This window comes from Pseudomonas asiatica (assembly GCF_040214835.1).
Taxonomy (GTDB): domain Bacteria; phylum Pseudomonadota; class Gammaproteobacteria; order Pseudomonadales; family Pseudomonadaceae; genus Aquipseudomonas; species Aquipseudomonas putida_Z.
In genome coordinates, this window is the sequence record NZ_CP157874.1 from 3657745 (window position 1) to 3669133 (window position 11389).

13 protein-coding genes are annotated in these 11389 nt (G+C 64.2%); 9 read left to right on the top strand and 4 right to left on the bottom strand.

Annotation, left to right across the window (positions count from 1 at the left end; translation table 11 throughout):
• Window position 1 precedes the first annotated feature (1 nt).
• The gene (locus tag ABNP31_RS16435; RefSeq protein WP_085615066.1) at window positions 2-769 is read left to right on the top strand and encodes an SDR family oxidoreductase; all 768 of its coding nucleotides are present in this window, start codon (window positions 2-4) and stop codon (window positions 767-769) included.
• Here ABNP31_RS16435 and ABNP31_RS16440 read toward each other — a convergent pair whose 3' ends face one another.
• Together ABNP31_RS16440 and ABNP31_RS16445 are read right to left on the bottom strand one after the other, a co-directional pair.
• Complete coding sequence (locus ABNP31_RS16440) at window positions 770-1591, bottom strand: class I SAM-dependent methyltransferase (RefSeq protein ID WP_350012533.1); 822 nt, start codon at window positions 1589-1591, stop codon at window positions 770-772. It abuts the gene before it with no gap.
• 214 nt (window positions 1592-1805) lie between these two features.
• Window positions 1806-2156, bottom strand: coding sequence for a hypothetical protein (locus ABNP31_RS16445; protein ID WP_016498900.1), 351 nt, complete (start codon window positions 2154-2156; stop codon window positions 1806-1808).
• Between the two features lie 114 nt (window positions 2157-2270).
• On the opposite strand from ABNP31_RS16445, the gene ABNP31_RS16450 reads away from it, so the two are divergent.
• From ABNP31_RS16450 to ABNP31_RS16470, 5 genes are all read left to right on the top strand, one after another.
• A complete protein-coding gene (locus ABNP31_RS16450) occupies window positions 2271-2561 on the top strand; it encodes an RcnB family protein (protein ID WP_025339702.1) in 291 nt (96 codons plus the stop codon).
• A 126-nt stretch (window positions 2562-2687) separates the two neighbouring features.
• Window positions 2688-2882, top strand: a complete 195-nt coding sequence (locus ABNP31_RS16455; RefSeq protein ID WP_085590806.1) for a hypothetical protein — start codon at window positions 2688-2690, stop codon at window positions 2880-2882.
• Window positions 2883-2956: 74 nt separating this feature from the next.
• On the top strand, window positions 2957-3340 hold the full coding sequence (locus ABNP31_RS16460) for a glycine zipper domain-containing protein (protein WP_025339704.1): 384 nt from the start codon (window positions 2957-2959) through the stop codon (window positions 3338-3340).
• A 214-nt stretch (window positions 3341-3554) separates the two neighbouring features.
• A complete protein-coding gene (locus tag ABNP31_RS16465) occupies window positions 3555-5384 on the top strand; it encodes an SLC13 family permease (protein WP_085665216.1) in 1830 nt (609 codons plus the stop codon).
• Between the two features lie 139 nt (window positions 5385-5523).
• Entirely contained in the window at window positions 5524-6948 is a 1425-nt protein-coding gene (locus tag ABNP31_RS16470; RefSeq protein ID WP_238067632.1) for a GGDEF domain-containing protein, read from the top strand.
• A gap of 1 nt (window position 6949) precedes the next feature.
• On the opposite strand, the gene ABNP31_RS16475 is transcribed toward ABNP31_RS16470, so the two are convergent.
• Complete coding sequence (locus tag ABNP31_RS16475) at window positions 6950-7711, bottom strand: sulfite exporter TauE/SafE family protein (RefSeq protein ID WP_025339707.1); 762 nt, start codon at window positions 7709-7711, stop codon at window positions 6950-6952.
• A 97-nt stretch (window positions 7712-7808) separates the two neighbouring features.
• Here ABNP31_RS16475 and ABNP31_RS16480 point away from each other — a divergent pair, with 97 nt between their 5' ends.
• Entirely contained in the window at window positions 7809-8714 is a 906-nt protein-coding gene (locus ABNP31_RS16480) for a LysR family transcriptional regulator (RefSeq protein ID WP_085590798.1), read from the top strand.
• A 572-nt stretch (window positions 8715-9286) separates the two neighbouring features.
• Here ABNP31_RS16480 and ABNP31_RS16485 read toward each other — a convergent pair.
• Window positions 9287-9640, bottom strand: a complete 354-nt coding sequence (locus ABNP31_RS16485; RefSeq protein WP_025339709.1) for an SH3 domain-containing protein — start codon at window positions 9638-9640, stop codon at window positions 9287-9289.
• 208 nt (window positions 9641-9848) lie between these two features.
• On the opposite strand from ABNP31_RS16485, the gene ABNP31_RS16490 reads away from it, so the two are divergent.
• Both ABNP31_RS16490 and ABNP31_RS16495 read left to right on the top strand, forming a co-directional pair.
• On the top strand, window positions 9849-10892 hold the full coding sequence (locus ABNP31_RS16490) for an alpha/beta fold hydrolase (protein ID WP_350012535.1): 1044 nt from the start codon (window positions 9849-9851) through the stop codon (window positions 10890-10892).
• A gap of 294 nt (window positions 10893-11186) precedes the next feature.
• Window positions 11187-11372 carry a hypothetical protein gene (locus ABNP31_RS16495; RefSeq protein WP_025339711.1) on the top strand — a complete coding sequence of 62 codons (186 nt, stop codon included), beginning with the start codon at window positions 11187-11189 and terminating at the stop codon, window positions 11370-11372.
• The last annotated feature ends 17 nt before the right edge of the window (window positions 11373-11389 follow it).

Sequence of the window (11389 nt, forward strand, 5' to 3'; positions counted from 1 at the left end):
CATGTCCAAGACCCACCTGTTCGACCTCGACGGCAAGATTGCCTTCGTTTCCGGCGCCAGCCGTGGCATCGGCGAGGCCATCGCCCACCTGTTGGCCCAGCAAGGTGCCCATGTGATCGTGTCCAGCCGCAAGCTCGACGGTTGCCAGCAGGTGGCCGATGCCATCATCGCCGCCGGTGGCAAGGCAACGGCGGTGGCCTGCCACATCGGTGAACTGGAGCAGATCCAGCAAGTGTTCGCCGGCATCCGCGAACAATTCGGGCGGCTGGACATCCTGGTCAACAACGCCGCTACCAACCCGCAGTTCTGCAACGTGCTGGATACCGACCCAGGAGCTTTCCAAAAGACCGTGGACGTGAACATCCGTGGCTACTTCTTCATGTCGGTCGAGGCCGGCAAGCTGATGCGCGAGCATGGTGGCGGCAGCATCATCAACGTGGCTTCGATCAACGGGGTTTCGCCCGGCCTGTTCCAGGGCATCTATTCGGTGACCAAGGCGGCGGTCATCAACATGACCAAGGTCTTCGCCAAGGAATGCGCGCCGTTCGGGATCCGCTGCAACGCCCTGCTACCGGGCCTGACCGACACCAAGTTCGCCTCGGCACTGGTGAAGAACGACGCCATCCTCAATGCCGCGCTGCAGCAGATCCCGCTCAAGCGCGTGGCCGACCCCAAGGAAATGGCCGGCGCCGTGTTGTACCTGGCCAGCGATGCCTCCAGCTACACCACCGGTACCGCACTCAATGTCGACGGTGGTTACCTGTCCTGATCAGGCTTTTACTGCAACCAGGGTGTAGCTCAGGGGCAGGCGTGCGGGCTGCTCGCGCAGGCGATATTCACCGTCGTCGCCCTTGACCATCTGCCCCGGCAGCGCCTCCCAGGGGATGCTCTGGTGCTCGACCAGGGCGGTCAGCTGCAGACCGTGGGCCAGCAAGGCGCTGATCACCTCGCCCAGGCCGTGGTTCCACTCGTGGGTTTCGGTGTGGGAAAGGCGCTGCTCGGTTTCGACGTAGGTCTGGTCGTTGTGCCACACCGTCGGTTCTTCGTGCTCGAAATACGGGTATTCGAGTTGCAGGCGGTCCTGGTGGTCTTCGTTGACTGCCATCAGCATCGGGTGCCCGTCGCGCAGGAACAACCGCCCGCCCGGCTTCAGCAGGGCCGCGACTGTACGCGCCCACGGCTCGATGCGAGGCAGCCAGCAGAGCGCGCCGATGCCGGTGTAGACCAGGTCGAACGTGCCGGCCGGCAACACCTTGTCGGCGTCGTAGACATCGGACTCGACATACGCGATGGGTGCCGCACAGCGCTGGGCCAGCGCCCGCGCCTCGGCCAGCGAAGCCGCGGAGTAGTCCAGGCCACAGACCTTGGCGCCAAGGCGCGCCAGTGAGAGGGTATCGGTACCGATGTGGCACTGCAGGTGGACGGCGTTGAGCCCGTCGATATTGCCAAGCAACGGCAGGTCGAAGCGTACGGTTTCGGAAAGGTGTTCGGGATGCTGGACGAGCCGTTCGACTTCGTAGTCGTTGGAAGCAGCGTGCAGCGGGGCACGTTCATCCCAGCTGGCGCGGTTGAGTTGCAGTGAGCGGTCCATGGTGTCTTCCTTGATTCGCGGGGGCTCATGCTAGCCTCCACCAATCTCCCTGCGACACAAAAGCCTTGCTAAAAATTGTAATGCTGGTGCGGTCCCTGTGGGAGCGGGCGTGCCCGCGAAGAAACAACGCGGTGGCTGGCACCGGCTACGCCGGTGTTCGCGGGCGCGCCCGCTCCCACCCGACCCCACAGAGCCCCTGCCAAGTCGCCAGCCCTTACAGGCAGGTCGCCGCCGCCGCCCGGCGCTGCAGGGCCACACCGTCGTTCTTCTGCGCGTAGTAATCCACCCGCGCCCCACCCGCCTGCGGGTACACATCCACGAACGCCTCGGCTTCACGGGTATACACCGTGAACCCACCCTGCTTGCGTGGTTCCAGATAACCACTGGCGTCGTCACCGAAAACCTTCTCTTCCTGCCAGCTGAACTGGATGCACTGGGCCACCAGTTCCGGCGCCTTGTGCGAGTCGAGCTGCGCGGTCGGCTTGCCGCCGCGGGCCGTTTCCATGGTCGCAGAAGCACAACCGACCAGCATCAGCGCCGCAGCCATCGGCAGAATCGCACGCATGTTCCATCCTCAGGGTAAAAAAGAAGGCGACTCTAGCACTGGCAAGCATCGCGAGTGAATTGTCACGCGCAGGTGGCTGTCGCAGATAAGGCATTCCGCCACAAGGAGAACGTCATGAAATTGCACTACCTGCTGTTCGCCGCCCTTCCCTGCCTGCCCCTCGCTGCCACCGCAGCCCCCTCCGGCGAAGAAAGCATCACCGCGCCAGAAACCCACAACCGCGAGCTCAAGGTCGGCGACAAGGCACCCGACCAGTACAAACGCGATGACCAGGCAATCAAGGACTGGAAAACCAAGGGCCTGCCAGCGCCGGAAAAGGAGAGCCACTGGGTAAACATGGGGGGGCGCTACGTGCTGGTGCAGATCACCAACGGTGTGGTGCTGGCAATTCAGCCAACCCACTGATTCCACATTTTCCCCGCCGCTCATCGCTGGCACGACAAATTTTTGCCTGCCAGCGAAACCAAATGGATCCTTTCCAGTCTCAGAGGGTGTGCCGTAAACCTTTGCGGATCAAGGACCTATATCGTGATGACCCGTCTTGCAAGCCTTTCGCTGATTGCCGTTGTCCTGCTGACCGCAGGGTGCCATAGCCATCGCTACCATGACGACGACGATGGCTGGCGTGACCGTGATCGCGATCGTGGCCATCGCCACCACCATCGGCATGACCGCGACGACGATGATGACAATCGTCAATACCGTGGTGACCGCTACTACCGCTGAAGCGTCTTTTTCAACCCTGGCCCGCCGCCCGTTGCGCGGCACCTTAACCTGATGATTCCTTTGAGGTTCGTATCATGCGTCTGACTCTGCCTTCCCTTGCCCTTGGCCTGCTGCTGTGCCAGGGCGCTTTCGCCGGTGACGGTACCGCCGCCATTGGCGGTGGCCTGGGTGGTGTTCTGGGTAACGTTGTCGGTCAACAGATCGGCGGCAAAACGGGGGCGGCCATCGGCGCCGGCCTCGGCGGCGCAGCCGGCAGTGCGGTAGGTGCACGCAAGGGCAACCGTACCGAAGCCGCCATCGGCGGTGGCCTGGGCTCGGCCGGCGGTTCGCTGCTGGGCGGCGCGGTAGGCGGCAAGACCGGCTCCACCGTGGGCGCTGGCCTGGGTGGCGCAGCCGGTGGTGCCATCGGCAACCACCTGGGCGACAACAACGGCAAGCACCGCCGTCACCGTCACTGATCCGGTGACCTGAGGGGCTGCTGCGCAGCCCATCGCCGGCAAGCCAGCTCCCTGACCTCAAGCCATGCGCAGTCATTGTGGGAGCCTGGCTTGCCAGCGATGGGCCGCCTAGCGGCCCTTTTTGTTGCAGCACATCAACACCCCCTTCACCGCAATCCGGCACACTGGCTGCTACTGTCTATCGTGCCCCCGTGTGAAGGAACACCCCCTCCCCATGAACCAAGAGCTGCTCTGGGTCCTCGGCCTGCTGGCCATCGTCATCACCCTGTTCGTCATCAACCGTCCGCGCATGGACGTGGTCGCGCTGCTGGTGATCCTCGCCCTGCCGCTGTCGGGCATCCTCACCGTGGAGCAGGCGCTGGCCGGCTTCAGTGACCCCAACGTGGTGTTGATCGCCGCCCTGTTCGTGATCGGTGAAGGCCTGGTGCGCACCGGCATTGCCTACCGTATCGGCGAATGGATGAGCGAGCGGGCCGGCAACAGCGAGGCGCGCCTGCTGGTGTTGCTGATGGTGGCCGTGGCGGGGCTGGGTTCGATGATGAGCTCCACCGGCGTGGTGGCCATTTTCATTCCGGTGGTGCTGAGCATCGCCGCACGCCTGCAGCTATCACCCGCCCGCCTGATGATGCCGCTGGCTTTCGCCGGCCTGATCAGCGGCATGCTCAGCCTTGTGGCCACACCGCCCAACGTGGTGGTGCACAGCGAACTGGTGCGCCATGGCGAAGCGGGCTTCAGCTTCTTCAGCTTCACCCCGTTCGGCCTGGTGGTGCTGGTGCTGGGCATCGGCTACATGCTGCTGACCCGGCACTGGCTGAATGGCGAAGTGCGCAAGGACGGCCGCGTGGAAAGCCGCCGCACCCTGCTGGACCTGGTGCTGGACTACAAGCTCAACGGCCGCGAACGGCGCCTGCGCATCCGCCCTCACTCGCCGCTGATCGGTCATACCCTGGGCGAGCTGGAGCTGCGCACCCGGCATGGCGCCAACGTGATCGGTATCGAGCGCCAGCACAAGTTCACCACGCGGGTGATCGCCGCCGACTCCAGCACCGTGCTGCACCAGGGCGATGTGCTGCTGCTCGACCTGTTCGCCAACCGCGACGACCTGCGCAGCCTGTGCCAGACCATGCAACTGGAGCCACTGCACTTCAAGGCCGCCTACTTCATCGACCAGTCCCAGGAGCTGGGCATGGCCGAGGTATTGCTGCCACCAGGCTCGAAACTGCTCGGCAAGAGCATCCTCGAACTGGCCTTCCGCACTCGCTTCGACCTCAACGTGGTGGGCTTGCGCCGCGAGCAGGTGGCGATCGAAGAACAGCTGGTGGAAGAAAAGCTGCGCCTGGGCGACACCTTGCTGGTAGTCGGCCCGTGGAAGGCCGTGCGCCAGTTGCAAGGCAAGCCCAAGGACTTCCTGGTACTGAGCCTGCCCGCGGAAATCGACCTGGTCGCGCCCGCCCGCACCCGCGCACCACAGGCGCTGCTGAGCCTGGCGGTGATGGTCGGGCTGATGGTCAGCGGCGCGGTACCCAATGTGATTGCCGCGCTGATCGGATGCCTGCTGATGGGCGCAGGCCGCTGCATCGACATGAACAGCGCCTACCGGGCCATCCACTGGCAAAGCCTGGTGCTGATCGTCGGCATGCTGCCCTTTGCCCAGGCACTGCAGAAAACCGGCGGCATCGACATGGCGGTGGGCGGCCTGGTCAGCGTGCTGGGCGGTGCCGGCCCCAGCGCCATCCTCGCCTGCCTGTTCGCGGTCACGGCGGTGATCGGCCTGTTCATCTCCAACACGGCCACTGCAGTACTGATGGCCCCCGTGGCCGTCAGCACCGCCACGCAGCTGGGCATGTCGCCCTACCCGTTTGCCATGACCGTGGCGCTGGCCGCCTCGGCGGCGTTCATGACGCCGGTGTCATCGCCGGTCAACACGCTGGTACTGGGCCCGGGGCAATACCGCTTCGCCGACTTCGTCAAAGTCGGCGTGCCGTTCACCGTACTGGTGATGCTGGTGACCGTGTTGATGGTGCCGTGGTTCTTCGGGCTGTGAGGTGACACATCTCGAATGAAGGCAATTTGGCATTATCTCGACCGATCGCGGCAGATTGACATCAAGTCCTCTGACGAAACACACTTATGCGCAATTGCCCCAGGTGCTTCAAGCCGTTGTCCTGGATTTCGTTTCCGCTTTGCCGGTCGAGCCCATGGTTTTTCCAGCCCAATCGCGCTTGTTGCACTACGTCGTTCTACTCGGCCTGACCTTCGCCCTGACGCTGGGCGGCATCCTCGCCCGCCCGATCGAATCCCTGTCGCTGTTCTGGCCGGTCAACGCGGTATTGGCCGGCGTGCTGCTGCGCTACCCCCGCCAGGCCACGCTGACGGGCTTTGCCCTGGTCTGGCTGGCCATGGTCGGCGCCGACCTGCTGTGTGGCAGCGCCTGGGTACCGGCCCTGTGGTTCAACCTGTGCAACCTGGGCGTGGTGGTCACCCTCTGGCTACTGCTCTCGCGCTTGCCGCGCCTGCACCGGCGCATGCGTACCCCCCACGGCGTGCTCAGCGTGTTCGGTGCCTGTGCCGCCGGGGCGATAGTGGCGGCCAGCATGGCGGCGGCAATGGCCGCGCCGTGGTTCGAACAGTCCTTGCGCGCCACTTGGCTGGCCTGGTTCAGTGAACAGTTCTCGACCAGCGTGCTGGTGCTGCCAGTGCTGCTGACGGCGCCCTCGGCGCGAGCCCTGGTGCGCGGTGGCGCCCAGGCCATCCGCCTGGCGCCGTTGTTGATGCTGCTGGCCTCGCTGGCGTCCAGCATTGCCTTCGGCGGCCCCGGGGCCATTGCCTTCCCGATTGCCGCGCTGCTGTGGTGCGCCTGGACTTATTCACCGTTCCTGGTCTCACTGCTGACACTCACCGCCGGCAGCACGCTGATCGTGGCGGTGGCGCAGAACCTCATGCATTTCAGCGTGCCGCAGAGCGAGCCCGGGGTAACCACGCTGATGTCGGCGCGCCTGGGCATCGCCATGCTGGTGCTCGGGCCGCTGGTGGTGGCCTGCGTCAGCCAGGCCAACCGCAGCCTGATGGCCCGCCTGGCGCATCAGGCCACCATCGACCACCTCACCGGCGCACTCACCCGCAGCGCCTTCACCCGCCGCGCCAACGCGCTGCTGGAAAGCCGCCAGCAACACGCCCAGGCGCTGCCGCTGACCCTGATGATGCTGGATATCGACCACTTCAAGTCGATCAATGATGCCCACGGCCATGCGGTCGGTGACCAGGTGCTGCGCCAGTTCGCCGGCACCCTGCAGGACCAGCTGCACGATGGCGAACTGTTCGCCCGCCTGGGCGGCGAGGAGTTTGTCGTGATCCTCCCGGGCCTGGCACCAGACCGGGCCAAGTTCACTGCCGAACGCCTGCGCCGCGCCGTGCAGGACCTGCATGTGGTGCAGGCCGACCAACACCTGCAAATTACCGTGAGTATCGGCCTGGCCGGTTGTGCCGCCGACATGCCGGCCCCCACCCTAGACGAACTGCTGGCGCGCGCCGACCAGGCGCTGTACCGGGCCAAGGCCCATGGCCGCAACCGCGTCGAGCAGGCCGAGCCGCAACGCCAGGTGATGTGAACTAGCCGGCCAGCAAGTCCCACGTCAACTTGGCGATCAGCACGCACAACAGCACCAGGAACAGCCCGCGTACAAAGCCCGCGCCCTTGCGCACCGCCAGCCAGGTACCGGTCAGCGCACCGAGGATATTGCACGCCGCCATGGGCAAGGCGATGGCGTACAGCACGTTGCCCGATGGCACGAAGAACACCAGTGCCGCCAGGTTGGTGGCGATGTTCACCACCTTGGCCGATGCCGAGGCATGCAGGAAGTCCAAAGCGAAGAAGCGGATGAACAGGAAGATCAGGAAGCTGCCGGTGCCCGGCCCGAACAGGCCATCGTAAAAGCCGATCGCGCCACCGATCAGCACCGCCAGGCACTGCTCCTTGCGGCCGATCCTTGTGGGTTTGTGCAGCGTGCCGAAGTCCTTCTTGCAGAAGGTGTAGATGGCCATCAGCACGATCAGCACCAGCACCGCCGGGCGCATCACGCTGGGCGGCACCAGCGACACCGTGGCGGCACCGGCGAACGACATGACGAAGGCACTGAGCGCGGCCGGCACGATCAACCCCCAGTCCAGCGTCACCCTGCGGATGAACGAACGCGCAGCGAAGGCCGTGCCACACACCGACGCCAGCTTGTTGCTACCGAGCAATGCCGCCGGTTGCGCGGTGGGCAGCACGTTGAACAAGGCCGGGATCTGGATCAGCCCACCGCCCCCCACGGCGGCGTCGATCAGCCCTGCGGCGAAGGCGAACACGGAAAGCACAGCAATATCCATCATGACTCGGTTCCAGGCAGTGAAGACGCTGCAAGGCTAATCAAAGTGCCGCGCTTGTGTTGAAATGCCATATTGCAAAAACTGCAACGAGGAGCAGGCAATGGCATTGGACATGCTGCGGGAAATCCAGGCGTTCGTCAGCGTGGCGCACAAGCGCAGCTTCGTCGCCGCCGCACGCGCCCTGGGGCGCTCACCCAGCGCGGTCACGCGCGCGGTACAAACCCTGGAGGACAACGCCGGGAGCAAACTGCTCAACCGCAACGCCAATGCCGTGACCCTGACCGAAGCCGGCGAGCGCCTGCTGCCACACGCCGAACGCTTGCTGGATGTGCAACGTGATGCCGCCGACGAACTGGCCGCGCTCAGCGGTAGTGCACAAGGCTGGATCCGCTTCGCCGTGCCGCAGGTACTGGGTGAACATGTACTGCCCCAGGTGCTGGCCGAGTTTTCCCGCTGCCACCCCCAGGTAACCCTGGACGTGCAGTACAGCGACGGGGCCCTGGACCCGCTGCAAGGCAAGTTCGACTTCGTGGTGCGCGGTGCCTTTCCGCAGTCGAGCGAGCTGATCGGCTACCCGCTGTGGGATTACCAGCGCCACCTGTATGCAAGCCCTGAATACCTGGCACTGGCCGGCACGCCACAACAACCCGAGGACCTCGAAGGCCACGCGCTGATCCTGCACACTGCCCCGCGCATACTCAAGGCCTGGCACTTCTGCCGCGACGGCCAGATCACCAGCCTGCGCCCCAGGCCCAGGCTGCGCCTGGACTCAGGTGACGCGGTGTACCACAGCACCCTGGCCGGTGCCGGTATCGCCCGCCTGGCCGCCTGGGTCGGCGAAGCGCAGGTCAAGGCCGGGCGGCTGGTGCGGGTATGCCCGCAGTACCGCCTGACCTCCAGCAACGGCCAGGACCCGCAGATGCATGCCGTGTACCCCGCCGGCGAGCTGCCGGCGCGGGTACGCGACCTGCTGGCTGCCCTGCGCCGCGCCGGCCTGGCCTACTGAAACAACGCCCTGAAATGGCTGTTCAAATTCTGCTCAATTTAACAGAGCCCGCCGCAGGCCTGGCTTGCAGCACTTTATCCACAGACCTACCCACGTTTTTTGTGGACAGTTTTCCCAGTGCAAAGAACGACTTATCGTACAAATCGGTAGGGTGAATCGGCCAACAATGAAGAGGAATGGGCCCGCCCGAAGGAAAGGCAGGCCGCGAGGGATATAGGTGGTTAACGTCAGCTTGGCGGAATGGTGCCAAGAATACCGATCAGAATGGTCAGCAGCAGAAAACCACCCAGGAATAGCGCGAGCTTGCCCATTGGAACCTCTACAAGTGTGATGCGGGAATGGGCATATTGTCGGGCTTGGGCTGATACCGTTACAGATTCAGGTTTATGGAAAAAAAGCGGATCAGATGTGAGGCACCGGTCTTTTGTGGGAGCGGCCTTGCGTCGCGAAAGGGCCGCGCAGCGGACCCAGGGGTTCGATGCATCCCGCAAAATTGCCGGGGCCGCTTTGCGGCCCTTTCGCGACGCAAGGCCGCTCCCACAAGAGCTGCGTACTTGGAGAGAACGCGTACATCAGGTCAGCTGCTGAAGCTTCTGCGCAGGCAACCAGCCAAACTCATCGCTGCCATGGCGCCTGCACCAGACCCAGCCATTGAGCGGGCGCACCATCTGCACCAACTGCCCCGGATCGGCATCCAGTTCATGCGCCGAGTAGTGGTCCAGCGCCCTGCCCTGGCACACGCTGAGCCGCTCGATCAATTGGGCCGGCACCCAGCCGGGCTCCTGGCCGGTGCAGGTGCACAGGTACCAGTCCTGCCAACCTGCCTCGCCCTCGTAGCGTGGGCCAATGTTCAGCAAGGTGCCCTTGGCGAAGCGGATGGGCCGCGGGTACTCACTGCGGTGAGGTTCAATCACAACGTAATGCATGGGCCTCTCCTTGGCCGGGAAAACTCATCGATCGTAGCAGAAGCGGCAAAACCCGCTGCCAGCCGGTGTTTGTATCTTCATGTGTACAAATTGAGACCTGATACACAAGAACGTTTCCTACCGGCCGAGCGGACACATCCGCGATACAGCCGTCATCTTTACTGGCACCCATCAACCCGCACCGATGGCTTCGCCAAGGAGATGCCCAATGTCTGCCCGCCACTCGACCACCGCCCTGCCACGCCGCTTCAGCCGTACGCTGCTCGCCTGTGCCCTGCTGCCACTTGGCCTGCTGGCGGCGAACATGGCCACGGCTGCACCACAGCAGCCCCAGCCAGCCGCCGCAGCGGCGGATGACTTCGGCCCGCTGAAACACGTCAACGCTGGCGTGCTCGATGTGGCTTACGTAGAGCAAGGCCCGGCCGATGGCCCGGTGGTGATCCTGCTGCATGGCTGGCCGTATGACATTCACAGCTTCGAGCAAGTTGCACCCGCCCTGGCGGCAAAAGGCTACCGGGTGTTGGTGCCCTACGTACGTGGTTACGGGCAGACCCGCTTCCTGTCTGCGGCAACCCCACGCAATGCCCAGCCCTCGGCACTGGCCAGCGACGTGATCGCCTTCATGGATGCGCTGCATATCCAGCGTGCCGTGCTCGCCGGCTTCGACTGGGGCGCACGCACCGCCGACATCGTCTCGGCGCTGTGGCCAGAGCGGGTAAAGGCACTGGTATCGGTCAGCGGCTACCTGATCAGCAGCCAGGAAGCCGCCAAGGCCCCCCTGCCCCCCAGTGCCGAGTTGCAGTGGTGGTACCAGTACTACTTCGCCACCGCGCGCGGCCAGGCCGGCTATGAAAAGAACCGCCATGCCTTCGCCAAGCTGATCTGGCAAACCGCCTCGCCCAAGTGGGCCTTCGACGACGCCACCTTCGAGCGCAGCGCCAAGGCCCTGGACAACCCCGACCAGGTGGCGATCACCGTGCACAACTACCGCTGGCGGCTGGGGCTGGCCCAGGGCGAAACGCGCTACGACCCGCTCGAGGTCAAACTGGCCAGCTTCCCCAGCATCGGCGTACCGACCATCACCCTGGAAGGCGACGCCAACGGCGCCCCGCACCCGCCAGCCGAAGCCTATGCGCAGCGCTTTACCGGCAAGTACGAGTACCGACTGATCAGCGGCGGCATCGGCCACAACCTGCCGCAGGAAGCGCCGCAGGCGTTCACCCAGGCGGTGGTGGATGCGGACCACCTGTAGCTTGCGGGGCGGCAATTGCTACATAAGGTTTCGAAAGGAATGGCAGGCCCTGGTTTGAGCCGCGTCGAGGGCCTGCATTGTCGAAAACCGGTTGTCCCCAGCTACCGCGCGGTGTTGAGGCGAATTTGAAAGACACGATTTGAAATGCGGCTTGTAGGATCTTTTACCTCGCAGTGTAGGAAGAATCGAAGTAGTGAGATTTGCCTGTATGAAACATCAGTTTCTCCAGCAAATTCGAGCTGCTACGGTCCAGTTTTCCTACAACGGCACGGAAGCCTACAGCGTGAGAAAAGCATGGATCCGTTCAATACCTCGGCCCTGAAGCTGCAGAAGAATTTGCTTAACCTGCGCCTTGAGCGTGATCGCCTGAGAAGGGAGGGCAAGGACAAGGAAGCGGACGAACTCGCGGCACCGATCGCGCGGATGGAGGCAGCTATCCAAAAGCTGCCGGATGGCATGAAGCCGGTGACCCTGCAGTAAAACCTGTGGGAGATGTC

Coding starts and splice junctions, on each gene's coding strand:
- ABNP31_RS16445 (WP_016498900.1), bottom strand. CDS start 2,156: ATGCGTGCGATTCTGCCGATGGCTGCGGCGCTGATGCTGGTCGGTTGT.
- ABNP31_RS16455 (WP_085590806.1), top strand. CDS start 2,688: ATGACCCGTCTTGCAAGCCTTTCGCTGATTGCCGTTGTCCTGCTGACC.
- ABNP31_RS16450 (WP_025339702.1), top strand. CDS start 2,271: ATGAAATTGCACTACCTGCTGTTCGCCGCCCTTCCCTGCCTGCCCCTC.
- ABNP31_RS16490 (WP_350012535.1), top strand. CDS start 9,849: ATGTCTGCCCGCCACTCGACCACCGCCCTGCCACGCCGCTTCAGCCGT.
- ABNP31_RS16495 (WP_025339711.1), top strand. CDS start 11,187: ATGGATCCGTTCAATACCTCGGCCCTGAAGCTGCAGAAGAATTTGCTT.
- ABNP31_RS16460 (WP_025339704.1), top strand. CDS start 2,957: ATGCGTCTGACTCTGCCTTCCCTTGCCCTTGGCCTGCTGCTGTGCCAG.
- ABNP31_RS16480 (WP_085590798.1), top strand. CDS start 7,809: ATGGCATTGGACATGCTGCGGGAAATCCAGGCGTTCGTCAGCGTGGCG.
- ABNP31_RS16465 (WP_085665216.1), top strand. CDS start 3,555: ATGAACCAAGAGCTGCTCTGGGTCCTCGGCCTGCTGGCCATCGTCATC.
- ABNP31_RS16485 (WP_025339709.1), bottom strand. CDS start 9,640: ATGCATTACGTTGTGATTGAACCTCACCGCAGTGAGTACCCGCGGCCC.
- ABNP31_RS16440 (WP_350012533.1), bottom strand. CDS start 1,591: ATGGACCGCTCACTGCAACTCAACCGCGCCAGCTGGGATGAACGTGCC.
- ABNP31_RS16475 (WP_025339707.1), bottom strand. CDS start 7,711: ATGATGGATATTGCTGTGCTTTCCGTGTTCGCCTTCGCCGCAGGGCTG.
- ABNP31_RS16435 (WP_085615066.1), top strand. CDS start 2: ATGTCCAAGACCCACCTGTTCGACCTCGACGGCAAGATTGCCTTCGTT.